This window comes from Bacteroides caecigallinarum (assembly GCF_016902295.1).
Taxonomy (GTDB): Bacteria; Bacteroidota; Bacteroidia; order Bacteroidales; family Bacteroidaceae; genus Phocaeicola; species Phocaeicola caecigallinarum_A.
The window spans coordinates 58,988-84,267 of sequence record NZ_JACJLQ010000013.1 but is presented as its reverse complement, the minus strand read 5'-3'; the positions used below and the strand labels follow the sequence as shown (position 1 = coordinate 84,267).

General features: G+C 45.2%; 28 protein-coding genes. 27 read left to right on the top strand and 1 reads right to left on the bottom strand.

What is annotated here, in order from left to right; translation table 11 throughout:
- Positions 1-133 precede the first annotated feature (133 nt).
- The 14 genes from H6A27_RS06330 (at position 134) to H6A27_RS06265 (ending at position 8,552) form a co-directional block, all read left to right on the top strand.
- Complete coding sequence (locus H6A27_RS06330; protein WP_204508046.1) at positions 134-835, top strand: hypothetical protein; 702 nt, start codon at positions 134-136, stop codon at positions 833-835.
- Between the two features lie 53 nt (positions 836-888).
- Entirely contained in the window at positions 889-1,311 is a 423-nt protein-coding gene (locus H6A27_RS06325) for a hypothetical protein (RefSeq protein ID WP_071150637.1), read from the top strand.
- A gap of 51 nt (positions 1,312-1,362) precedes the next feature.
- Entirely contained in the window at positions 1,363-2,127 is a 765-nt protein-coding gene (locus tag H6A27_RS06320) for a DUF4274 domain-containing protein (protein ID WP_204508045.1), read from the top strand.
- A gap of 77 nt (positions 2,128-2,204) precedes the next feature.
- The gene (locus tag H6A27_RS06315; RefSeq protein ID WP_007480240.1) at positions 2,205-2,906 is read left to right on the top strand and encodes a PoNe immunity protein domain-containing protein; all 702 of its coding nucleotides are present in this window, start codon (positions 2,205-2,207) and stop codon (positions 2,904-2,906) included.
- Between the two features lie 9 nt (positions 2,907-2,915).
- The gene (locus tag H6A27_RS06310; protein ID WP_007480238.1) at positions 2,916-3,437 is read left to right on the top strand and encodes a DUF7691 family protein; all 522 of its coding nucleotides are present in this window, start codon (positions 2,916-2,918) and stop codon (positions 3,435-3,437) included.
- 111 nt (positions 3,438-3,548) lie between these two features.
- Positions 3,549-4,043: a DUF2004 domain-containing protein gene (locus tag H6A27_RS06305; protein ID WP_013619113.1), complete on the top strand. Its 495-nt coding sequence runs from the start codon at positions 3,549-3,551 to the stop codon at positions 4,041-4,043.
- 81 nt (positions 4,044-4,124) lie between these two features.
- On the top strand, positions 4,125-4,520 hold the full coding sequence (locus H6A27_RS06300; protein WP_204483277.1) for a hypothetical protein: 396 nt from the start codon (positions 4,125-4,127) through the stop codon (positions 4,518-4,520).
- A gap of 39 nt (positions 4,521-4,559) precedes the next feature.
- Positions 4,560-5,153, top strand: a complete 594-nt coding sequence (locus tag H6A27_RS06295) for a hypothetical protein (RefSeq protein WP_087339420.1) — start codon at positions 4,560-4,562, stop codon at positions 5,151-5,153.
- A 30-nt stretch (positions 5,154-5,183) separates the two neighbouring features.
- On the top strand, positions 5,184-5,948 hold the full coding sequence (locus H6A27_RS06290; RefSeq protein ID WP_239469587.1) for a hypothetical protein: 765 nt from the start codon (positions 5,184-5,186) through the stop codon (positions 5,946-5,948).
- Positions 5,949-6,008: 60 nt separating this feature from the next.
- A complete protein-coding gene (locus tag H6A27_RS06285) occupies positions 6,009-6,536 on the top strand; it encodes a hypothetical protein (protein ID WP_204508044.1) in 528 nt (175 codons plus the stop codon).
- 103 nt (positions 6,537-6,639) lie between these two features.
- Entirely contained in the window at positions 6,640-7,050 is a 411-nt protein-coding gene (locus tag H6A27_RS06280) for a hypothetical protein (protein WP_087339514.1), read from the top strand.
- Positions 7,051-7,080: 30 nt separating this feature from the next.
- A complete protein-coding gene (locus H6A27_RS06275; RefSeq protein WP_087339512.1) occupies positions 7,081-7,632 on the top strand; it encodes a hypothetical protein in 552 nt (183 codons plus the stop codon).
- 97 nt (positions 7,633-7,729) lie between these two features.
- A complete protein-coding gene (locus H6A27_RS06270; RefSeq protein WP_204508043.1) occupies positions 7,730-7,984 on the top strand; it encodes a hypothetical protein in 255 nt (84 codons plus the stop codon).
- A 94-nt stretch (positions 7,985-8,078) separates the two neighbouring features.
- A complete protein-coding gene (locus H6A27_RS06265; RefSeq protein ID WP_204508042.1) occupies positions 8,079-8,552 on the top strand; it encodes a hypothetical protein in 474 nt (157 codons plus the stop codon).
- Between the two features lie 550 nt (positions 8,553-9,102).
- Here the strand turns inward: H6A27_RS06265 and H6A27_RS06260 are convergent.
- Positions 9,103-9,282: a hypothetical protein gene (locus H6A27_RS06260; protein ID WP_204508041.1), complete on the bottom strand. Its 180-nt coding sequence runs from the start codon at positions 9,280-9,282 to the stop codon at positions 9,103-9,105.
- On the opposite strand from H6A27_RS06260, the gene H6A27_RS06255 reads away from it, so the two are divergent.
- The 13 genes from H6A27_RS06255 to H6A27_RS06195 all read left to right on the top strand — a co-directional run bounded on the left by H6A27_RS06255 (position 9,282) and on the right by H6A27_RS06195 (position 25,204).
- Positions 9,282-9,530 (top strand): hypothetical protein, encoded by a 249-nt coding sequence (locus H6A27_RS06255; RefSeq protein WP_204508040.1) that lies wholly within the window; start codon positions 9,282-9,284, stop codon positions 9,528-9,530. The two genes, H6A27_RS06260 and H6A27_RS06255, sit on opposite strands and share 1 nt — an antisense overlap.
- Before the next feature lie 132 nt (positions 9,531-9,662).
- Positions 9,663-9,857 (top strand): hypothetical protein, encoded by a 195-nt coding sequence (locus H6A27_RS06250; protein ID WP_144005170.1) that lies wholly within the window; start codon positions 9,663-9,665, stop codon positions 9,855-9,857.
- Positions 9,858-10,024: 167 nt separating this feature from the next.
- Positions 10,025-10,447, top strand: a complete 423-nt coding sequence (locus H6A27_RS06245; RefSeq protein ID WP_013616505.1) for a hypothetical protein — start codon at positions 10,025-10,027, stop codon at positions 10,445-10,447.
- 64 nt (positions 10,448-10,511) lie between these two features.
- A complete protein-coding gene (locus tag H6A27_RS06240) occupies positions 10,512-10,979 on the top strand; it encodes a hypothetical protein (RefSeq protein ID WP_204508039.1) in 468 nt (155 codons plus the stop codon).
- A gap of 71 nt (positions 10,980-11,050) precedes the next feature.
- On the top strand, positions 11,051-11,539 hold the full coding sequence (locus tag H6A27_RS06235) for a hypothetical protein (RefSeq protein ID WP_204508038.1): 489 nt from the start codon (positions 11,051-11,053) through the stop codon (positions 11,537-11,539).
- Positions 11,526-13,100 carry an ankyrin repeat domain-containing protein gene (locus tag H6A27_RS06230; protein ID WP_083535624.1) on the top strand — a complete coding sequence of 525 codons (1,575 nt, stop codon included), beginning with the start codon at positions 11,526-11,528 and terminating at the stop codon, positions 13,098-13,100. The genes H6A27_RS06235 and H6A27_RS06230 overlap by 14 nt, the downstream gene beginning before the upstream one ends.
- A 7-nt stretch (positions 13,101-13,107) precedes the next feature.
- Entirely contained in the window at positions 13,108-14,082 is a 975-nt protein-coding gene (locus H6A27_RS06225) for an ankyrin repeat domain-containing protein (RefSeq protein ID WP_072544695.1), read from the top strand.
- Between the two features lie 29 nt (positions 14,083-14,111).
- The gene (locus H6A27_RS06220; RefSeq protein WP_072544696.1) at positions 14,112-15,155 is read left to right on the top strand and encodes a DUF1266 domain-containing protein; all 1,044 of its coding nucleotides are present in this window, start codon (positions 14,112-14,114) and stop codon (positions 15,153-15,155) included.
- A 14-nt stretch (positions 15,156-15,169) separates the two neighbouring features.
- Positions 15,170-15,757 (top strand): hypothetical protein, encoded by a 588-nt coding sequence (locus H6A27_RS06215; RefSeq protein WP_083535625.1) that lies wholly within the window; start codon positions 15,170-15,172, stop codon positions 15,755-15,757.
- A gap of 156 nt (positions 15,758-15,913) precedes the next feature.
- A complete protein-coding gene (locus H6A27_RS06210; protein ID WP_087340735.1) occupies positions 15,914-18,805 on the top strand; it encodes a rhomboid family intramembrane serine protease in 2,892 nt (963 codons plus the stop codon).
- Complete coding sequence (locus H6A27_RS06205; protein ID WP_072544698.1) at positions 18,802-19,314, top strand: transcription initiation factor IID; 513 nt, start codon at positions 18,802-18,804, stop codon at positions 19,312-19,314. The genes H6A27_RS06210 and H6A27_RS06205 overlap by 4 nt, the downstream gene beginning before the upstream one ends.
- A 269-nt stretch (positions 19,315-19,583) precedes the next feature.
- Complete coding sequence (locus H6A27_RS06200) at positions 19,584-21,056, top strand: DUF6138 family protein (protein WP_041583844.1); 1,473 nt, start codon at positions 19,584-19,586, stop codon at positions 21,054-21,056.
- The gene (locus H6A27_RS06195) at positions 21,053-25,204 is read left to right on the top strand and encodes an Imm5 family immunity protein (protein ID WP_204508037.1); all 4,152 of its coding nucleotides are present in this window, start codon (positions 21,053-21,055) and stop codon (positions 25,202-25,204) included. Before H6A27_RS06200 ends, H6A27_RS06195 begins: the two co-directional genes overlap by 4 nt.
- Positions 25,205-25,280 lie beyond the last annotated feature (76 nt).

Sequence of the window (25,280 nt, the reverse complement as noted above, 5' to 3'; positions counted from 1 at the left end):
ATATATTCAGTGGTGTTCAAAATATTATATCGGGCAATGTCCTTGAAACCATAAATTTAGTATCTAACAACGAAAGATAGCATCTGACGATGCTCCTTTCTAACCATTAGCAACCATACAAATTTGAATTAAAATGAGAAAGTATAAGTACACCAAAGAAACATTGGATGTCGCACTGGAAGAATTACAATCTGAAAGTGTAGTGCAACGAAAGAAATGTGTAAAATTTATATCTATGGCATCTCGTAGCGAGTTGTTCGGAAAGACATGTGACACATTAAGTGCGCAAACGTGGTTTTTATCTCCGGATAACCGAGAAAAGTTAATTCGGGTTTTACATCAAGAAACCGAAGAAAAGTTACTTTGGGAGTATTTACTAATATTGCTTATGGTGTGTGAAAGATATATAGATCACGCCTGTTATGACAAAGATTTTGCAAAAGAATCCTCTTGTGTTGAATTTAAGCAACGAGCTTATGAGATTGCAAAACAATATGCACATCATTCAAGTGCGATAGTCCGTCAAATGTCAGGTTCTATAATGGGATATATGGGGGATAATGATGTATGGGACATATTCTGTAATGTAATGTCAAAGAAAAGAGATCGACTTACTATAAGTCACATTACATTGGGGATAAGAAGGTATTGCACCAGAGTTGCTAATGGTGACAATCTTTTCTTTGGTGGTACTATGACAGAAAATCAACGAATGGATATTCTAAACAGTTTGCGTTTAGTCTATCAGAAATCCTCAAACAAAAGCATTAAAGGAATGTGTTTGAGAACTATTGAAGAATTGGAAAATACAAAAGAGGTAGCTAACAAAGCGTGATAACACCTAACGGTGTTTCCCGCCAAACCATTACCAACAAATAGCGTACATATATGAATAATACAACAAAAGTAAGAATTGTATATGAATGTAGCATAATAGGCATTGTTTTGCTGACATTCTTAAAAAGTATGTTCCCATACATGGGGGCATGGTGGCAAGTAGCTATTATCGCTTCACTTGTAGGGCTATGGTTCTCGTTGTCTTATCTGAAACGTCATAATTATAAATGGGGTTTCAGCTACATAGAAAATCACTTATACATTGACCTGTTATTGAAAGTACAGAAATGGTTTCAGAACGCTACAATCATAGCCCTATTGATACCTGTCTTCTTAACAGACCTCATGTATAATCATTTTTGTTTTGTAGCATATATATTGCTTGTAGGCATGTTCTTAGGTGTGAAGCTGGCTACTTACACTGTAGAGTACGCCATATATAAAAGCAAATTCATTGGAAACAAAGGAAGATAACCCCTGAACGGGTGTTCCTTTCCAAGCCATTATCGTCAATATGCATAAAATATGAAAGATGAAATACAACAATATATAGACAACAACATTGTTGAAAATCCAAATATTGACTTAAGCAAGTTGTCTGTATTAACACAACCTGACGAACTACACTACCTCGCAAGTGTTGTGAATTGGGATATTCACATGCCAATATTAGAATGGATTGTGAAGCAAGCTATATGTAGCGAAGCCACTGCTTTAATGATTTTTTGGCAGGCACAACCGCAAGACTTTACTGTTTATAGGTGGAATGAAACCCCAATAAAAGAGGACATCACTGTGTTCCACCTTATAAAGATTATCATCATCAACTATACTAATGGATTTTATCTTAAAACAGATATACATTACAATCCGGCAAACGACAAAAAGGATATTTTTGTTATTCCCAATTTTATGTATAAAGACGTTAAAGGAGAAGAACCATATAGTATTTATGATGAACAAGACGTGAAGTCTTGGTTTGGCGAATATCTGTATAAGCAGATAAATTCTTGTTCATCAACTATGGATTTATATGGTATAGCTTGTAATCTTCCCATTCTTGGAAATATAGATACAGTCTTTCATATTTTAAGGCATCCATTATGTGATAAAGGTATAGCTTTTATGTTGTTTTGGCGATTTGAGCCTATTGTCAGTGAAGATATTCTCAAACAATTTATTTCAGAAATCTGCCAAAAGAATTATCCCGAAATAATTGAATACAAACATGATTGGAATAATTCAAAAGCTATGTGGAATATTCCTGAAATAATGATGAAACCTGTATAATATGACGATAACAAGCACCTGTGCCGCCTAACGGCAGCAAGCTGCATCCCATTAACATCAAAAAGCAGTGTACCATAATGGAAACAAGAGATAAACTTTTTACAGAAGAACAGTATTTGAAGCAACTGAAAATGTATGATGAAGATATTAGTTATTATGAACAAATGCATCTTTCAGGAAAACATATAGGTTACGATTCTTTGTTCAATTATAGGCTTCGTTATTTATTAGTACAGTATTCTATGGGACAGGATATTGATAAGCTGAAAAACAATTATGTGAAAGCCCTCAAAACAATGCCGAGATTTTGGACGGACAACGGATTTTATATTGAAATGTTGTGGCTTCTGTCAATAGGCATTATGTTGGATTACGAAGACGACCTTATACATGGTCTGGTGCAACTGATAAAAGACAGAGAAGCTAAAGACTATATTTATGATACATTGATTAGATACAGATTTCCTGATTGGGAAAGGACAACAAACCAAGTATTATATCCGTCACCCTATCGAATTGCTATCACTGTTACAGAGTTGGCTGAACAAGACAAAGCAGAAGCGGTGAAACGATTGGAAAAATACCTCAAAAAAGAATGGTATCGAGGACATTCTGATTTATCTTGGCATGACGACCATAAATATGGTATCAACCATGACGGTTATTGGTGTTTTGAAAGCGGTGCATTGGTCAAGGTCTTGGGGCTGGATGATAGCAGCCTGAAAGGGTTGCCCTACTATCCATACGACATGGTACACTGGAATGATAATATTAAATGAAGAAAAGGTATGAGTTACTCTGTTTGTGCATATTTGACAGAAGCCGATAAGGTAAAGTCTGTTTATGGAACTTGTGATAATCAGCTTATAAACCAATTAAAGGTTGCGTTGAAGCAGGAACTTGACACTCTGAACGATTATTTCAGCGATAGTCTGAACACGGATAAAGATGCTTATGCAGCGTTGGCAGATATAGTGAACGGAGAAATCCGTTATCCCGAAATTGCTTTCATGTACGGGTATGTATATGAAAAGATTTGCAACCATTATGGAACGCAAATCTACTGTGCGGAAAACCTTTGGCAATTGGATAGCCAAAGTACATTCATCCCTATTCCATTGAGCAGTGATTTTCCCTATATCATCAGCATACCCGTTTCAGACTTGGAGAGCAAGCGGACGGAATACACCTCACTACAAGAGGGTAACGGTATCGGAGATTATGATTACGAGCAGGAAATGGACGACTTGAATTTCATTTTCGATGAAGCCGTTGAAGCGCAAAAAGACCTTGTTATTATGGTGTATTGATATGGTACACTGGACTGAGAATAAAATATGATGTTAACGAAGCAGGATAACGGACAAGCCGTTCCCTGCTGAACCATTAGTCGCAATTAATTGACTTAAAAATGAAAGAATATGAGCAAGAAGAACATTACTTATTTCGGTGAAGTAGATAATAAGGAAGAAGACTATTTTGAAGGTCATGTAATGATTTGTAACAAGGATGCCGAATTGGATTTGGACTTCTGCAATTATGAAGGCAACCCCAAGGATTGGTCGGCAGAACTGGAAGGCTATCTTTCCAACCTTCTTAAATACAAGACAGAAATAGATAAATCCATATTAAAGGATTATGAAGATGGTGGCACAACGAATGAATATGTCCGTTGGCATCTTGACGAATGGGGTGATAATGTTGATGATTTATTGCCAAATGCTGATTCCACAAAAACAAGGGAAGAACAGTTTCTATCCTTGTTGCTACAGAGGGTGGAGAGAATTAGTTTTTATCCCGGCGATAATCACTATGCTGTTTGGGATTACATGATTGATAGTGAAAATTCCGATGAAATAGTCGTAGTACATACAGACAATAAAGGAAAAATATTAGATATTACTTGGGAAAGTTAAATATGCGACTAACATGCACCTGTGCCGCCTATAACGGCGGCAAGCTGCATCCCATTACCGATAACGACTAAAGTTATAGATATGAAGCGTCTACAATTCATAACAATGGTGTGCATACTTTATGTAACCGCAAGTTGTACAACGCAAAAGCCTGTATATAGAGAACGGCTTGAAGAAGCAAAAGGATATGCCCTTTATGCTTGTATCGCACACATGAACAAGTTTGTTGATAGTACGTCAGTTATCAACAAAGATTATTCCGGCGAATATTTTGTTCAATTAAGCAGCTTATCGCCGGAAGAAGTCATTACAATTAAGAATTATGTAGATAAAGAATGTATGAATTACTGGAGTGTATCTCAAAATCCAGAAGGTAATATGATTGCATATTCATCATGGAAATTCTATAAGTCCAAAGAATTAGATAACTTTATTCGTAAGACATTAAGAAAAAATACCGGTAACGACGAAAGATAGCATCTGACGATGCTCCTTTCTAACCATTAGTATAAAGACATGAGAATATTTGTATTATATAGTTTGCTCCTTTTCCCACTTTGCTGTGTTATAGCGAAAAACGGCTATGTGGAACAAAATCCAGCCAAGTATAGTTCTTTGACTGAACAAGATACCCTTTATATAGAAACAGAAGAAACAGAATTTGAAATTCTATATAGGCTGTGTTTTAATCAACAAGGTAAAAAGCGTGTTGTTTTTGAGTTAGAAGCGGTAGATGATAGCAGTATTGACTTTATGCAAAGCTATACAATCAATGGAGTAAGAAAGTTTGATTGCTTTGCCGTGTATGATAATGTGGCAGACGGAAATCGCTTCTTATTCTTTGATTATGAAAGTCAAATTGCTTACATAACGTCCACTTGTTTTTCCGGTTTCTATCCGATATACAGTTCTGTGGACTTTTCAAAAGCGGAAGTCTTGTTGCGAAATGAGCATTCCCATTTGAAGCAGCTAAGTGATACGTTAAGTATTGATAGCAAGGTGGATTATGTGCCATTTAACTGTAATAATCAAATTATAAAGGCAACTTTTGTTCCATGCTCCCAAGTGGGAAAGGACAATAAATATCTAACAACGAAAGATAGCATCTGACGATGCTCCTTTCTAACCATAAGTTGCAATATGAGAATGATAATAATACTTCATATTTTATTCTTGCTTTCACCTTATACTTTTGCACAAAACTATAAGGAAACTATTCAAGCAGAGATTGATGCAATAAACGAGATGTCTTTGTGGATTGCATACCTTGTTCCTTTGGATAGTCTGGGAGAAGTGATAAGTGATGAATATATGGATTTTAATCAAGTTCATTCGTATAAAATTTTAGATGATGGTCAAATAAAGAATGCCAATATATTGTTCACTATGTATTTCGATAGAGATAATAAAATAAGAAAAATATTTAAGCGATGGGCTGACGGAGGTGACTTGCATAGTATTGCATATTATAATTCCGATGGGCGATTAATATATGGAGTATATAATAAAGGCGATGAAACTCACGGAAAATTGTATGCTGACGCTTCTGGTTTTCATATCGAGCATTTTCCTAAAGAGAATGAATGTAAGGATTGTTTTGAAGCATACTTATTCCCATCTACTAAATGCATAGAAACACAATATGATATAATGTTACAGAGTCCCCAAAATGCTAAAAGGACGAACTTTACGCCACAAGTTGGAGATAATGCCATACTATGCAGCACCCACGTTTATTCTTTACCTAATGGAGAAAAAACTACCAAAGGTGAAGATGGCGTAGCAGTCCGATTTGGAATGCCTGTTGTCATAAGTGCATTAACAAATGGTTGGTGCAGAGTAAATTCTATTTTCAATGCTCCTTTTGGTTATATACCTATTCAAGACATTGAAGTCATTAAGTAAATTAAGTAACTTACAATAGTTGAATGCTATTCTTCACCAACCCGCTTAGCCATCAAAATCATGCTAAAGTTATTGGAGAAATATTACAATATAAATTATTACTGCACTTATAAGCTGCTGTTTTTCATTTTCGAGAGGATGCTAAACCCTTTCTATTGGCTAAGCCTCTCGAAATGGGACAACCGCTATATAAAACGGGGCATTTCGATGGCTCAGAAACAAGAAGCAGCCGAAATGCATAAAGGCATCAATGGTTCTATCATAATTTGGTCGACTAACACCCCATGCATCATCAGCTTTTGGATGCTCTGTCTTGTCTGCCTTGCCTGCATCAAGATTTTCAGGGTGGAATTATTGAGCGTTTTGAATATGATTGTTGGGAACATCTTCCTCTGTATTTTGTGTTTCGCAATCATCGTGCTGTTCTTGTATTATGCCAATCGTATATTCCTGTTCAAGAACGACAAATACAAGAAGTATTTCGCCAAGTTTGACAAAGAGAAAAAGTATCTGCTCTATTACGGCATCTATGTCGTTTCTCTGATAGTCCAGTTCGCGACTTTCTACCTGCTGCTAAGTAGCGCATGAGGCGATGGCGAGATAACGCTTATATCAGACTGAAACATAACCCATAACGCAGGATAAGGTCGAACTGTTTCCTGCTGAATCATTGGCAACCAAAATGGAGAATATGACTATCCGATTGAAACAACATAAAGGATTGGTAAAGACAATAGCCGTTATAGCTGCCCTTGTGCTGTCGGGGTGGCTATATCGTGAGCTTCATCCGACCATTATCTTCCATACTCCACAAGAGAGCAAGTATTTGGGAAAAATAGTTTGCACGGCAGATGGGGATTTGGAGAAACTGTATATCGAAAATCATACTGTCCGCTACAGGTTGCCCTACCTTTGGAGTTGGAAAGAGGAGGACGAGGTGGCTGTTTTCATAGATAACTACGGCGATGTCATCCGCAAAGAGGATTTGGACTTTTGGAAGTTGGATATTTATTTAGATGAAGATAATTGCTACCAGAGCCACAGCAAGACGGAATACCGTTGGGGCTTATGGCATATCTTACAATCAAAGACTGATAAATAAGTTGATATGTATGCTAAACCCAAGTTGCCCATGAAAAAGCGAACCATACTTATCCTGACCATCCTCGCAGCAGGGTTGCTGATGTGGAAATGGCTGGCTTGCGGGTACAATCCTGACAAACCGACGGAGTTTTATCCGATTCTCACAAGACTGAACGATGGCATGAAACACGAAGCCTTTGTAGTAAGCAATGCTCCGTGCGACACCTGCGAGTTGCGCAAGGTGGTGGAGAAATACGACATTGAGACATTGCCGCTGGACACTTTGGAGAAATACGAATCCATATCCCGCACCTATTATAAAGAAACAAAGTATATGACGAAGAATTTCAAGGAGGGCGAGGAATACGACCCGGTGTTCTCCACTTGGGACAACATCCAAGATTTCAGGAACCACATTGACGACATTTTAATGGAAACGCACCACTATTCGGTGGACACGAACCAGAAATACCACACGGTTTGGGTACATTGGGATTGGGACTACAAGAAAGGCAACAAATATGTGAACCGCATCAAAGAACTTTTCCAGGATTGGAATTCTTTTGTCTGCGCCAAAAAGAAGCTGTACGGTATTGAATGACATGAAAATACTTGTCCCTGTCATATTGAATATAATCTGCTGTGCGGCATATTGCGTATGCCTCAATCAAATCAATGTATGCAAACCGATTGCGCACATGGACGTTTCGATAGGCATCCTCTTCCGGTTCAGCATTGTCATCCTGTTCTTGACTTTGCTGGCGGGCATGTTCATCCTACGGCTTACCCGAAGAAAATTCCTGATAGCACTCCCGGTGATAATGCCTGTGCTGCTATGGAGCAATCATCTGGATATATTCCCTCATCGGGCATTTGTCTATATGGGATTGTCTATTGTAATTTATGGAATCTACCTATTCATTTGCGGGTATTTAACCAATCGGTATGGATAATTCATAAAAAAATCCGGCCGTATGGTCAGTCTCTCCATTATTTTCCGTAATTTTAGACGGTGGATTAGGATTGCCAACTTGAAATACAAATTCAATGAGAAAAGCCAATGCTATAAAGTTCACGATATACTTCTTGCTTTTCGCTGTCATTCTATACTTTGAATATTATGCAATAGAAATGCAAGAGGGGGAATGGATTGTCCATGACGACCGCAGACCTTTGACAAGCATGATGGCACTAATTGGCATTTGTCCCATTTATATATTGTATGATATAGCGATACGCAATACGTTGTGTCGGTTGTCCGCTCTTCTGCTGCAAGCTGTTTTTAACCTTTGGAGCCTATTATGGTTTAGCGCACTGCCGACACTTGGCACCTACGAAGCGGAATATGAACGCACAGGGGTACTGCCGGAGAATATGATACCGTCTGATGAAAACAACTTCTACTTTTGTTGGATTGTTGGTGCAATCATCATGACTTATCTTACGGTGGTAATGATTATTTCTTATGCTATGAAACTGTATGCCGGCAGCAAACGGCTTAATCACCCCAATAGTGATTAGTTGCCGGATATTATAAATTGGGACAAATGATTCATTGGCAAAAGATAGCAAGGACGATATGGGCGTTATGCTGCCTGTAGATGCTATGGGCAGGCATCAGTAATTACTTGCAGTTCACGAGGCATACGGAACTCTATCCCATAGGCGAAGGCTTCGGATGGATTTACGAATCCTCCTGCAATTACATCGTTTCCTGTTGGATAATCGTCTGTTGGGCAGTTGTCGGTATAGGCATATCTGCTTTATATCGGATGAGATATAATACGGTCTGCCTTTGGGCACACATCATCCTGACCGCCCTGACGATAATATATCGTTTTTTTTTCCATAATGTAAAGCAAGCATGAAAGCAATCAGACTGATAAAATTCTTCTTCGATGCAATGTATTATCAATTCTTCATATTCAACCGGGACAAATTTCGGTTGGAAAACCCGCATGAAAGAACTGTGATGCTATTTTGCGGACTATTATTTTTACCTGCAATAGTGTTGATTTATCCATTGGTCAAAGATAACTTCGATTATGATTTGCCGTTTATTTTCTTCATCCTAATCTATTGCATCATGTATCATTTCATGAGCAGGCATTACATCAAAAAGAAAAGGGGAATTGAAATAATGCGGGAAAAGCCATTGCTGTTTGGCAGTCAAAGGTTCTCCTGCATCATGTCCTGGGTGATTTATCCTCTTTGGGTCATATTGATTTATTTCATCATAACGCATCGCCATTGGCTGAGAATTGTATAACAGAGAATTCAGTAGTTGGCAGCAGAAAGACAGCATCTTACAATGCTCCTTTCAAAGTATTGCAGGGAATCGGATTTCGGAATATACGAAAGGAATGTACAGTTGAAAGATTTAAGCCGTATGTTGAGAAGGCATCAACGGCACGTAGGGTGTCGGTAGATTTCAATGCTGAATATCAGGCGATTTACACAAAGAGGCTTCATTTCCTTTGCTCTTTACTGAAGGTCTGAAAGCAGATTTCCGGTAAAAACCATATCCGTAAATCATCCTTCTTATAAGTTTTAACACAATAAAACAGACCGGTCAGTTTGTTTTTGCAATCCTTTTGCTATATTTGCGCATATGAATTTAGTTTCGGCAACATGGATAAGATTCAGAAACAAAGAGGAAGCATCCTTCTGTACATGGAAGAAAAACATGATGCGTATTACATCCGGATAGAGCATCCGGGAATGGCCTGCTGTGTGTTCCGGGCAGGTCGGTCAGAATGTGTCGAATACCGGAAGACCCGAAAGCGAAGTACCGGCACTATTCCGATTGCAGGAGGAATCGTATGAGCGAACGGATATATCAAAATGCCTTTTATGATGGCTGCTGTCAAGAACAGCTACATCGAGGCTCTGGCATGAAAATCAAATTTTCGTAAAATCACGCCGGAAGATACAGAAATACTTCGTATGCGGAGGTGCTTCAACCCAATGGCGTTTCTACAAACAATATATATATGAATAATACAACAAAAGTAAGAATAGTCTATGAATGCAGCATCATTGGCATTGTTCTGCTGACATTCTTAAAAAGCATGTTCCCATACATGGATGCATGGTGGTATGTAGCCCTTATCGCTTCACTTACAGGACTATGGTTCTCGTTGTCTTACCTGAAACGACATAATTACAGATGGGGGTTCAGCTACATAGAGAATCACTTGTACATTGACCTGTTATTGAAAGTACAGAAATGGTTTCAGAACGCTACAATCACGGCCCTGCTGATACCTATATTCTTGACAGACCTCCTGTATAATCATTTTTGTTTTGTAGCATATATATTGCTTGTTGGCATGTTCTTAGGCGTGAAACTGGCTGTTTATACGGTAGAGTATGCCATATACAAAAGCAAGTTCATCGGCTGCAAGGAAAGGTAGCCCCAACCGGTGTTCCTTTTCAAACCATAAAACTCATTCTCAAATAACACTTAAAACAAGAACAATGAATCATATCAAGAAGCTGGCAATTGCTTTATTGGGAAGAAAAAGAGAATATGCGATAAAAGGCTTGGGAGTTTTTCATTCCAAAGTTTGCGATTGGTGGCCGAACGAGCGATGCGGCTGGTGGTGTACATTACAGTTGCCATCATATTCGGCTGAAACAGTGATTTGGCTGGATGGAGACACTTCGGCTCCATTACCCCGGCAGATATTAGATTTACAGGTGTTGATGGAAAACTGGAAATCAGTGAATGAGCGAGTGGGAAGCCGCTTGCCTGATGAAAGCCGGTTGGCACATAAGGAAGAAATATATGCCTCGTGGCAAAACAGATTCTATCCTGAAGAAATCAAATTATCCGAGAAATACAACAATAGTTGGGAAATCACCTTCACCACATATGATTTGGATTATAGCTTCAGCTTTATATGGAAAAATAATACAATACAGTATTTAATCTTAGATCATTAAATCAACAAAATGTGGCAGGCAGCATGGCTACTTAATAAAAGTCATTTATAAATTCCAATAAACTTTCTGATATGACACAGTTTGCAAATACCCCAGGCATACCTAAAGAAGATGCGGACAAGCTGTTCGCTGCAGGAGTTTCATTCCTAAGCAACAAAGCTTTTTCTTCCGCCTATGTATGCTTTGACCGTCTTCCGGTCAAGGATTTCAGGCTACTGTACAACAAAGCCCTCTGCTGTTTCATGGTGGGATGGTACGATGAGTGCCATAGGCTGCTTTGTGAAGCCGAACGCCTTGTGCCCATGAATGCCGACCACGGCACGGAGAGACTCCCCGAAGCGTTTCTCCGTTACCTGCATGATGAAGAATCTCCCTGCTGTCCCATGCCGCAGGGGACTCCGGAACATCTGGCATACATCCGGATTCTGCGACTCAAGGCGGAAGCCGCTTGCAAACAGCATCTGTACGGAGAACTTAAGGCCATTTCCTTCCGGCTGGGCGGGAAATACAAACATATTGAAACGTTAATCAATACTTCATGCAACAATGATGACCAATAAAGAAATCTACAATCTGCACACTTCCCATGATTCGGAACCTTCCGAATTATACGAAGCATACCAGGATGTCCCGCTTGACAGCCTGGACGAAAGCCGCAAGAACAATACCCCTCTGCATACGGCCTGCCATTTTGCAGACATGACAGCCGTAGGTATCCTGCTGGACAGGGGCGCGGACCCCAATGTGAAAAACGATGACGGCGACACGCCGCTGTGCGTCATGGCGCGGCGCGGTCCCCGACCGGACGATGCCGACATTGCCGGCCTGCTCCTGTCCAAAGGGGCGAGAGTGCCCCGTTCCGGCAAAGACACGACCGCCCTCATCGAAGCCGTGCGCAACCGCAATTTCCAGATGGCCGATGCCCTTCTGACGACGGGGAACCGCATTGATTCTACAGACAGGAGCGGCAGAAACGTGCTGCACGTCATCTGCTTGTCTGCCGGACTTATTGCGGACGATATCAGGCGCACGGAAGGACGGATAGCAGATTTTTCCCAGCGGTGGTACTCGGACAAATCCAAGCAGGAAGCGTATGCCGAACTGGAAAACCTGCGGGAATCGGACAGACAGTGCTGCCACACCGCAAAGCTCATTCTGGAAAGCGGACAGATAGACCCTGAAGAAAAGGACAGCATCGGGAAAACCGCCTTTGACATAGCCGTGGAAAGCGGTGCGCGTAAAATCGGGGCATTGCTGTCGGGACAGGACCCCGAAACGGACGGTCTGGCCGCCCTCGCCGGAGGGCTGGACATCTTCCAGGCATTATGGCACAATGACATGACAGCCCTGGATGCCCTGTTGCGTTCCGGAGTAGATACCCAAAGCATCTGCGAGGATAAAAACATGACCGACTTCAAGGGCAAATCCCCGTTGGGTTGCGCCCTTGCATGGGAGAACTTCACCGCAGCGGAAATGCTGCTCAGAGGTGGTGCCGACCCGAATTTCGGGGATGCTGAAGAACGGACGGCCTTTGCCGTATGGATGAGCAACAGAGGACACGAGCACGAGGACAAGGAAGAATGTCTGCATTTCCTTCAATGCCTGACGGAATGTGGATGGGACCCGGAAAGCCCTGCCGACAAAGAGGGGAACACGGCCCTGTCCGTTGCCTGCCGCGGGGCAGGATATGATACGGGTATCTGGGCTGTACGTTATCTTGTGGAGAACGGGGCGGATGTAAATGCCGCCAACATGCAGGGACAGACCCCTGCGATGAATCTCTACGGGGGACGGTACTGGGACGGCAACATACCGCGTTTCGCGGCCATGCCGAGGTCATATCCATACGACGGGCGTTCCTGCACGGAACAGGATGCAGAGACACTTGAAATACTGCTTGAAGCCGGAGCGGACATCAACGCCAGGGACAAATGGGGCAATACCCTGCTGCATTACATCGCAGCCAGCTCGATGAGAGGCTCGAAGGAAGCCGCCGCCCTCGTGATGGACTTCGGTACCCCGGACGTGAACGCCGTGAACAATGAGGGGCTGACAGCCCTGGACATTGCGGCGAAGAAGAACGACGAATCCCTTGTGAAATTTTTATTGAAATACAGCTGAGAATCGTATGGACAACAACATGACTTTTTTGAATGCCTGCCGGAACGGACAGAAAGGCATCGTGCTGATATTCCTGAAGAAAGGCGGCATCGACGTGAACAAGCGGGACGCCGAGGGCAATACGCCGCTGCATTACGCTTGTCTGAAAGGTTACAGGGACATCGTGAACCTGCTGCTTGACAGCGAGGCGGATGCGACCATCGCCAACAACCTGTCGGAAACACCCTTGCACGCCGCTTCCCGGAGCGGGAACAAGGAGATAATCGGGAAACTGTTACAATACGGAGCGGACATTGATGCAACGGACAGCGATGGCCGTACCCCGTTGATCCGTCTGCTTGACAACAGGCGTACAGACGCCGCCCTGTTCCTGATAGAACAGGGAGCGGACACGGAAATAGCCGACAACACGGGGCACAAGGCGATAGACTACGCCACTGCACAAGGATTGCGTACAGTGGTGGAACGTCTGTCCGTAGAAAGCACGACCGATACACATGGCAACACACCGCTTCATCAGGCGGCTTTCAACGGCCAGTCGGAAATCGTCCGCTCGCTACTTTCTGCATACCCCGACATGATAGATACGGCGAACGACGTAGGGGAAACCCCGTTAATCATCGCCTGCATGAAAGGAAACCTTGCCGTTGCCAGGCTTCTGATCGGTGCCGGAGCTGATGTAAACAAGGCCCAATTGGACGGAAACAGCTCGCTACATTTTGCCGCATGGTCCGGGAACAAGTTTATCGGCAACGACCTGATAGCAGCCCACGCACAGGCAGATGCGCAGAACGGGAACGGGGAAACGCCCCTAATCCTTGCCGCCAGAGAAGGGAACAACGAATTTGTCTCACTCCTTGTGGAGCATGGGGCGAACGTGAACCTTGCGGACAATCTCCAGCATACGGCATTGTATTATGCCAGTGAGCGGGGTTACAACGAAATAACGGAAATCCTGCTGACGGCAGGAGCCGAAGGATAGAGTATCACATTTTTAATAATCAAGATGATATGACAAAAGAAAAAGCAAATCCTCAAAGTCCGGAGGAAATGGCAAAGGCGGCACAGGAAGCCGCAGTAAAGGCGGCAATGGAACAGGCACAGTCCATGTTCGGGAATATCCCGGGATTCCAGATGCCCGGCGGCATGGAGGAACAACTCATGGCACAGATGGGCGCGGGAATGCCCGACATGGCAGCAGCACAGGCACAGCAGGAAGCTATGCTGAAAGCGGCGGGCATAGACCCGGAGACGGTGGCGCAGGCAGGCCGTCAGAACATGGCATACGCCCAGCAGATGATGCAGGGAATGATGGACGGCACACTCGGAGAGGAACTGTCCTCATCCGATGCAATGGCACAGATGATGGACGCCTTCGGTAGTGATGGGTGGACCATTAACAAAGCCGACGACGGCAAACTGGATACGGCACAGCTCCGGCTGCTGGCTTTCGGTGCGCCCATGTTAGTGTATAATGACGAGAATGTGGATTCGATTGACTGTCCTGAGGAAGATGTCGAAAGCATCAGGAGCACGATTGAGAGCTGGTGGAATGTGACTGACCGCGAGAGTACACTGGAGATTGTGAAGTGGCTGCTTGAAGAAGGGCATCATGCCGAGGCCGACGAAGCCCTTGAAAAAGTCCGGAAACGGGGAATCGAAAACATATCACAGGAAGAGCGAGACGACGAGGAAAGCAAGATAGGAGATGTCTGCCTGATAGCGGAGAGCATGGAAGAAAACGGATGGTGTCCCGGAGGGAAGATGCCGGGCAGCGTCATCGCATGGGATCTGGTGCGTCTGGTAAACCTCGGACGCTGGGCATACCTTTGCGGCTATGTGAACGAGGGTGAAATGTGGCAAATCATGCAGGCGGCGGCAGATACGGCACTTGAGCATTTCTCTTCATGGGAGGAATACGGAATGAGTTTCGTCATGGGCAGGGGCGTATGGCACGGTGACCCGGATGACAGTGAAACGGCATACGAGATAGTAAGCCTGCTGCTGGAGGATGACGAATCACCCTGGAAAAAATCAAATTTCAATATAGGATAAAAAAACAGAGAAAAATGAAACTGGAAGAAGAAAAAATTATGGATGAGGGAAAACATTTTCCCAGCCATTTCGGAGAGGTCTATGATGCCATGCCGGAGAAATTCGAGAAACGGAAAGACAAAGTAAAACCGATGATTTACTGGGGACTGACGGCAGTATGTGTGCTGCTTGTCATTTTTCCCGGGTGGCTGCCATTCATCCCCTCATGGCTGGTACGGACAGCCGGTGTTATCGGGGCGGTTTTCTGTGTCCTTACCGCGTTGGCCGCAGGCCTTAAAATCTATAACCGTACAAGTGGCGGCGAGGTGAAGCGTTACAAGACCAAGAAGTTCATCAGCAGCATGACAGACAAGGACGACATAGTAGCAGCCTTCAACCGCCATGATTTCGAGTACCTGTGCGATTTACCCAGCGGCAACGACCAACCGGTGCAGTTGCAAGTGGAAAAGGATGAAAAAGGGCGTGAGCTTTATTGCATCCTGGTTACATATACCAAGGGGTACAAGATTGTAGGGCTTGCAGACCCCGTTATCCTCACCGGGGTGGAATACGAGAAGAACGAGGCATTTATCCGGCACATGTGCGATAACGACGCCGACTGACAACCGGCAAGGTTCAAGGACCGATAATCTTTGATGTTGGGACACAGGAAACGGATTTACTGTGTCCCAACCTGTTCAGTACAAACTCATATCCACCAAACATAACCTGGAATATATTATAAAATGGAGTGCTAATATGGTATTCAACAACGATATATGACAAAAAGAACAAGTAAAACAAAATACTGCTTCATCAGAAGCCGAATGTTCGTCTGCCTGTTATTGCTATCTGCATTTTTGCCGGTAGCCCATACGCATGCTTCGGAGACTGCAGACTCCGTATATTTTCATGCGGAGCTTGATACGGTTGGCGGTCTCCGTGTCGGGCGGGTACTGCGGCTGACGTATGCACTGGTTAATTCCCGATTCGACACGGCTTCCTACCCAGTGTTCAATGACAGCATTAAAGTGTTGAACGGTCCGAAGCCGCATAAGAGAGAGAGCTGTTCCATTATAAACGGTGTGAAAAGCAATAGCTATGAAACAGGTTTCTATTATCTTGTACAGTTCAAAAACAGTGGGGAAGCCAGAATCCCTGTCGCATCCGTGACGGCCGATGGCAAGACATATACCACGCCGGAATACCGGGTGTCCGTACATCCTACCGAAGTGGACATGAGCAAGTTGGAATGTCATCTGGAGGTGGAGCAACTGAAGAGCGATTACGTCAAGTACCGTGCAATACTGACTTGCAACGCCCGTCCCGACCAGAATCCCCCCTTGTTGACCATTAACGGGAAAACGGTACCGCCAAACAGCAACTCATATTCGAGTTCCAAGAACAAGGAGGAATACACTTACACTTATTACTTTACCAGCGAGGGTTATGATGTGTCCTGCGAGGAACTGACCTTTGGCGGGGTTCCTTATTCCATCAAACCCAGGGAGAGCAAGCTGGACGAAGCGGATTATATTGTTGCAATCCTGATTATAGGTGCATTGTTCGAACTGATATGGTGGCTTGCCTACCGGATTCGCTACCGTGAGGAAAAGAATGCTCCCCTTGCCGCCTTTGTATTGGAAAAGAAGACGCTTCCCCTGATTATCAGCTGGGCGTACACCCACTACGGCGCATCGCATATGTTGATGCTTTATGCCGCAATGTTTATTTCCATAAGCGGAGTGATGCATTATTCGAGCAATATTGATATAGAGGGTCTTTTATGGCTCGGTATCATTCCCGGACTGCTTGCCTTTATACTTTACCGGCACCAACGGCGCAAGCTGGATTTCCAGAGCATACCGACCTCATTGGACAAACAGGCGATTTATGACCAGATATACAAGTTGTCGGTAACTTATGACTGGGACGTAGACCATTACGGCGAGGACTGCATCGTGGCTCATACCAATCCTTCCCTTTGGGGTATGACATGGGGAGAACAGATTTTTGTCGTGTTCGACAAAGGTCAGGTATGGGTCAATAGCGTAAACGACCTGAACAAGCGTACCTCGATATGTTCTTTCGGACATAACAAACGGAATATTCGAAGAATAAGGGAGGCACTTGCCGGTGCTGCCGGGCAAGAAGGGCATCTTTTTGCCGGGGGTGAATGCACATCCGGACAATCTGCTAATTGGGGTAAGGTCAGGTATAATCAGGAAAAAACCATATCAACTGTCCATACTGTTGATACAGATGATACAGAGAGAAAGAATAACCCTGCAGGCTCTGAGGAATATAACTTTCCTGTCGATAAGGAGACAAATGGAAAGGATAACAAAGATCTGTCATTCTGGTCACTAATAACTCCAAGAAAAGGAAATATCGCAACCCCCTTACTTATTTATATAAATGTGGCATTGTTTATAGTGATGTCTATATGTGGGGTAAGCCTTATAGAACCGACAGGCATTTCTTTGATGAAATGGGGTGCAGATTTTGGCCCGCTCACACTTACCGGTGATTGGTGGAGAACCGTGACCTGCAATTTTATCCATATCGGGATAATCCATTTGCTGATGAATATGTATGCTCTATTATACATCGGGATATTCTTGGAACAGATTATCGGAAGCAGAAAGTTGATGACCGCCTATCTCCTGACCGGATTATTCTCGGCATTGGCAAGCCTTACTGCTCATCCCGAAACGATAAGCGCAGGGGCTTCCGGTTCTATTTTCGGACTTTACGGCATCTTCCTTTCTTACCTGATCTTCAATCACAAGATAGAAAAACACCAGCGAAAATCTCTTTTGTTTAGCATAGGTTTCTTTGTAATCTACAATCTTTTGCTTGGAACTAAGGAAGAAGGAATAGATAATGCGGCACATATAGGAGGCCTTGTCTCAGGAGTTATATTGGGTATAACTTATCTTTTGGCAGACAAGTATAGCTCTAAAAGGGCCTCACGATATATCGCATATATTGCTGAAATGACATTTCTGATAATGTTCGCATTCCTTTTTACGGGACTGACAAAATCCGTACCTTCGGATTTTAGGGAAATAAGGAACATGTGGGAATACGGTACATTAGAGAAATACGCACAGGAAAGTGAATCTGAAGGCAGAATACAGGAAAGTGAAACAGATCATACCAATTATATACCCAACCAAGGGGATAATCCTGCAACATTTAGCGGCAGCGATGAAAGCATAGGAGACGGCAGGAGAGAGTATGTGAATAAAGCATGCGGACTGAGGTGTACATATCCCACAGGATGGAATGCTGTAGTAAAATCAGATGACAACTGTGTTTTACAGCTTATGGGCAATGCCGGTAATACCATTGTCTTCAACTACAAAAAGTTCTCTTCGACCGAGGAAATCGACAATGCACGCAATCTGTTGTTGAAATCTATGAGCGGGACCGCTCCCGAAAGTGTAAATATCAACGGAATACCGTTTGAACGGATTTCGGGCAGAAGGGAATATCCATTGGAAAGAGGTGGCAGCATGAACTTTAATCAGAGTATAATTTTTTATCTGAATAAAAAGGCGTTGGACGGTTTCATTATCGTTTCAATGACAGCGACCGAGACCCATGAATCCGAAGCCCATGATATAATCGGTTCTGTCAGAATATTACCATCCAACTCACAATGAAAATAAAAGAATACGCTACCGATGAGCTTTTGATGATGGCCAACAATGTAACCGGAGAATATACGGACAAGGAAGTGAGACAGGCCAAGCTGGAACTGTACAGACGCGGTGTAAACTACAAGTTGATAGCCGACATCATGGAAGAAAAGGAGGAAACCTTCATGAGAAGACTGGATGCCGCAGCCCGTGCTGAGCAGGAACGCCTTGACAAGGAGAGAGAGAAGAACAGGAACGTGAGTTACCGGTGGTGGGAACTGATACCGATGTTCCTGTTCGCCCCATTTTACATGTTCGGAGAAATGAGGTATTTTGTAGGCTCTATCATTTTGCTGCCTGTCCACCTGCTAAGCCGGACTCCCGTTGACTTCAGTTATATGTTCAGGGAACTGCGAAGGCTGAAGGAGGAAAAGTGTGACCTGAAATTCAAACAGCGGCTTACTGTCTTGATTGCCGGAGATCTGTTTTATCTATCGGTATGCTGGTATAACTTTTTGAGATTCTGTTTCTAACGGGAATGAAGTACGATATATTTTTGGAAACATACATAATTGCATCTATGAAGGCAACATTCAAAAAATTATCCTGTACCTGTCGGCTATCCTGTTCCTGCCGGCATTGCACGCCCCAACAAGGGCATATATTTCCAAGGAAACAGGCTCTGTTTGCCAGTACCCTGCGGACTGGAAGCATTGCACGGCAAATGAATATCCGGAAATGCGGGATAAAGGCCTGCTGGTTTTTGTGAAATCATTAACATACAAGTTGATTTTATATAGCAATGAAAAAAACAACGAATTTACCCAAGTTTAATAGCCAGGACGGGCGCTGTTACTGGATGAAGCCCGAGGTACAGGAGGAATTGCAGCCGCTCTTTGACCAGTGCATCCAGGATGCTATTGACGGGAGAATCACGCGGCTTGATTCTCTCTGGCCGCCGGTAGTGGTCAGCAGTCAAGGTGCGCCCTTTGAGGTGTGGCAACTGCTTAGGGCGTGGACCGAAATACAGCGGGCCGAGACCCTGGATGCGGAACAGGCCATCGCCTTCAGCGAAAACCTGCGCCGCCAGAGCCGGTGGGGTGAAATTGACCACCATCTACTTGATATGCTCAAACGGGAGCTGCAGGAAAAGTATTTTGTTGCAACAGACAATGAAGATGATCGCTTCTGGAATCGGGAGTATTCCCTGAAACCAGGTATCCATGCAGAGCAAGTTCCGGAGCCGCTGCTGCGCTTTGCCTGCTATGTGGCGGTAAACTATAAGGTATATGGCATGAGCTTCCAGTATTTGGACACCAATTACCTGTTGGGATTGGTCGGGAAAGTCCGACCGGATATAGTGGAAAAGCTGAAGGAAAACGGAACCGGCAGGTTGCCGTTCAACCTGCAAAAGAGAAAAACAGTGCACTTCACCGCATCGGCCAACGATGCCTTTGCCGTCATCCGTATTACTGCCAGGGATAATACGGAGGAATGCTGTCATGAAGTGCTGAACTACCTGTGTGAGCTTCTGGAGCAGGATGATTTTCCCCGCAGCTATGCTGTGGAGTTCAAAGGACCGGAAAAGAAGTATCTGCCCATTACAGGACTGCCCCAAAAGGGAGTAAACCAACTTTTTGCCTGTGCCGTGCAATACCCCAGCCTCCACCACTTGATGGAACGGTACGCCCGGCTTGCCATGCGGCAATATGAACAATACACCAATCTCAGCGATGAGCTGTGTGCCCTTCCCGGCAGTTTTGCCGTGTTTGCCTTGGGAATGCTGGGGCAAGAGTGGCGGCAGTTGGTGTGGGATTATCTTGACCTCTGCGATGATGAGCACTCCCGCTTACAGGAAAAATTCCTCCGGGAGTATGTGAAACAGTTCGGCTTTACCGCCGATACAGTCCCCGTTTTTGTCCGGGGGGTGCTGTCCATGCAGGACATGAAATATTCCAAGGACTATGCCGCATGGATGGCAAACGCCGAAAGCCTGGGTGCTCTGCTGGAGACAAAATCCCGTCTGTCTGAAATCGTCCCAAGCGGTTTTTCCTCCGACGAGGATGATGACGAGGATGATACCCCCAGTCAGGAAACAGAAGCCAGCCCGGAAGAAGTGCTGCAATACGCATGGGAAACAGTTTGCTATGTAATATGGGGCAAAAACAGCGCCAAGGGTGGTCAGAAAGTGGTGGACGCAGCTCCGGAGGAACTGAAAGAGATGTATCGACAAGTTTTCATTAACATAAAAAAAGAGAGAATACAGAGAAAATGATAAAAGAAACCATAGAGAAACTGAAAGGCATTATCGCCCAAAGTGACACGGGGCACCTGCCGCTGTCCTGCCGTATCGAACTGATGAAACAGGTCGGCGATGTACTCACCGTGCAGAAAATCATGTGCGAATGCTGCAAGAAAGCCTGTTCTGTCACGGGGCGACAGATTATGGACAATGTACATCTGCTTTCCCGCATAAACGAGCATCTTTACAGAAAGCCGGACTCGGTGGAAGACATCGAGAAGGAGTCGGGCGAACTGTGGCTTCATGTGCAGAACAATCCTGACGAGGCGACCACAACCGTGAGCTGGGCCATCGCCAGCCTCGGGTATTTTGTCTGCGGTGATGCGGCCTCCATGCTGAACCCGGAAGATTACGAAGGAGAGGATGATGACAGTTTTGACCCTGAGAGCATGGACATCGATTTCATAGTGTCGCTGGTCTGCTCCGGTGGAAGTCCCTTTTCCGATAACTGGAAAGGTGACGTGGAAAAACGTAGGGAGTATTGGAACTGGTACCTGGACATGACTCTCGCCATGTATGAAAACCCGCAGCAGGAGGTCATACCCTTCCATGCAGTCAACGACCGTAACACACTCCACATACCTGTGCCGCCCGGGTGCGACCCGGCATTGTCCGGAAAGATAGAGCGGCTGAACTCCGCCCTCGATTCATACATCCATGCTCCCACGAACAGGAAAGAGACGGAGCGGATGAAACCTTATGCGGAGGACAGCTCCCTTGTCCGTATCGTGGCCGATGTCATCCGGGGGTATTCCTGCATACCCTCCACACCGCAGGAAAAGGAGGATTACCGCATAACCGGAATCTACAACTATGATGTCATCCGGTTCTGGTACTGCGTGGCCCTGCTCGCCCAGTCCCCGGACGAATGTGCGGTTGCCTGCCTGTCGGGACTTGCCCGTACCCTCATGGAGCAGGGACCGGGAGAACTTGGCATATTGTACCGCATCCTGCTTCTGCTGCCGGAGCGGGAACACCTGCACGGGCTGACAGACGAGCTTGCTAACTACTACCGGAAAATCATCCCAGACCTTGAAGCGGCGAAATGGCTTGCAGAGGCAGGCATCCCGTACCCAGACACTTTCGAGTGGTCCGTATCGTTCCGTTTCACTTCCAACGGGGAAACGGTCCTCCTGTCGGGGAACGAAACGGAAAGGAAAGCGTGGTTCACGCTGAGTGTCGAACTGTTCGGCCCTCAGGCTTTATACGGCGACTACACGAGGTTCACGAGCTACCACATCCATGTACGCAACGGGGACAACTACGTTCACGGGCATTGGAATGAAAAGGACGGCTATCTCCTGCGTGATAACGAATACCTGATAAAAGATGAACACTACACTCCCAGACAGCTTGTCATACTGATGCACAAACTTTCGGGGGTAGGTATCCGTTTTTCAAAAGTCCCGGCCGGTGTTTCCGCTTCTAAAGGAATATCCGGCAAAGCCGTGAAGGAATGGATAAGGGAGATGATGGAGGCATACGAGCATGACTGCATGGAGGAGGTACGGGATCAGGCCCTCGACATACGCAAGGACGAGGGGGATGTTGGCGACACACTCAACGAGATAAGGAAAAAATGGGGAGAAGAGATACCGGTATTGAAAGAGGGCCGTTTCGACGAAGTCGTGATGCAGTATTCCTGCTTCTCGCACGAAATGGGCATTACAGCCCTGGGACAGGAACTTTCCTCATACGGGTACGCATTATATGACCTGAACGGAGATGACATTTACCTGTTGGCATTGGTTCCGCAGGCGGAAATGCAGGCTTTTGAGGAGAAATGCCGCAAGTACGGGCAGTATTGCAAACTGCTGAAACAATCCCGCTATGACTTCGGCATGAAGGCAAGAACCATAAAACTGCGAAGGCAGATGCCCCGTGAAAGGATGGCATGGCCTGATGACGGGAACAGATATATCACAAGAGGTTTTGCGGGTTATTTCGCTTATGGGGAATGGCGACAGGCGGATGTTGAGAAATGGCAGGGTACATTCGTTGCGGATCTACGTGTCACACCGCTTCAGCCGGTGAAGATGAAGACGAAAAAAATCCACCATTTCATATACTCGGAAGAACTGGATTTCTATGCGGCATTGTACCCGATCTCTTTGGGAGAAATGGTCATAGGAGGCAAGAATCCGTTGGAGGCGGAAAAATGGCCGCGCATGTGCAATATGGCCGTTGACGAAAAGTATGAGTTCCGGTGGTGCGGGCGTTATCTGTGTCTGGGCGATGTCCATAGCGCCATCATACACACCATGACACCACGGGGTGTGAAACATGTAAGCCGGCTCATACTGCCTGATAACCTGATGTATGCCCCCAGTTTCGGTACAGACGGCAAAGGAACGCTGTATATCATTCCGGGAGAGTTTTGCAATTCTCCGGTTATCCGTTATGACGGCAACGGGAAATATTACGGAATGCCGTTCAAAATGTCCGGACATGACAGATTCGATGAAGGCTGTATTCCTGTGCCGGACACATCCCGCCTCCTTCTGTTGGGAAGCTACACGGCAAGAAGCTGCAGCGGGATATGGATAGAACCGGGTCTGCTCGACCTGGACATGGCGACACAGAATTGCCGCATCGCCCCGCTCCGCATAGGGGACGGCTCTTTCCGTTTGCGTGTGTTCTACAAGGAGTGGGTGCTGGTGGAGAGCCAATCGAACGGCAACCGAACCGACTATGCCCGTCTCTGGAACCGGAAGACGGACGAAGTGCTACGCCTCCGTCCCGGCGTGTTGGGCAACGAATCCTTCAAATCCATCCATGCGATGCCTGACGGAACTGTCATCGTGAATACCCTTAATAAAGGAGATGCATTGTACCGGGCGGAAGATTTCTGGAATTTCCTGCGCACGTCAAGCCGAGCGAAGAAACTGGGATACTGGCTCAACTATCCGAAGCCTTACCCGGACAGGGAATACGAGCTGCCTCCCTTGTCGGAAGACGTGACCCTGATGTTTGCACCTCCGTTCGTTGAATCTCAGCCAACCATTTCTCCTGTTGCAAAGCCGCAACCGACAAGAAGCGTCAAAACAGGACCTGCAGAAGCCTCCGAGACACAAGCCACAGACGGAGTAGAAATTACAGAGGGCCGGTTGAAAATAAACGGCCGGCAGATGTCCATGCCTTTATCCTACACGGTTATGGTGCAGATTTTTGGCAAGGAGAGAATTGTGATCACCCATAAGACTATGCAGGATGACAGAGGCAGGACCATACAATACGACAGACGGAGTTTCCTCGTGTGGGACGATGCCGGAGTGACTGCTGTCCGGAACGAAGAGAATGCCTATAATATTTCGGCCATTTATTTACAGGTAAAAGAAAACAAGGAGCCGGTATCAGCCATTCCCGCACCAACCGGAATATACGGCAGTGAAATCATAGTGGATGGCATCATGTGGGACAGGACATCCGACATGACTGTATGCAGCGGAGAATTGGAAATAGCGTCATCTGCATCCGGCGGCTATATGGAAATCACATTCGCAGGCAGCCGTGACAGGAGAGACACATGGCAGCACTACCGTGACATCATGGCTGAAAATATGCAGGCCGCACTCGTGGAAAGAGACCGTGTAAGGCTGATGGCAAGAAACCATCCTGCGGGCAAGCCCTCGGACGACCAACCGGATAGCGCCACTTCACTGGCTCAATCCTGCGAATCATTCCTTACCTATTCAGTCAATGCCCTCCATGCCGGTTATTCTATGGGCAGAAGCGTGCGTTATCTGAAAACCAACCTGCTCCCGCTTTTGACAGAGGCAGCGGAAAAGTGCAGCGAATACGGTTCCGTCAGGTTTTCAGATCTGCTGTCCGTATATTCCGGATGCGTGCTTCTCGGCTATGAAAAGGTAAATATGAAGCGGTTTTGCGAAAAGCTGGTTAAAAACGGTATCCGTGATTTCGTGTTCGATACCCTCACACGGTGTCTCGTCCCCGAATGGGATCTCACGGAAGACACGGTGTTTCCGAAAATAAAGGAGTGGATTGTTTCCCGGCATGGAAACACAATCGCGCCGGAAGCAGTGACTGCATTAAAAGAATTATCCAGCATATCCGGAAATGTCCTGATTTTAGATGCGATAATGAAAAGCATCCCAAATTAATAATCCGTAAAGGAGAATGCCGGAAATCAGGCAAAAACGGCTCTGAACCTGTAACATGAATAAGCCCCGAAGGTCT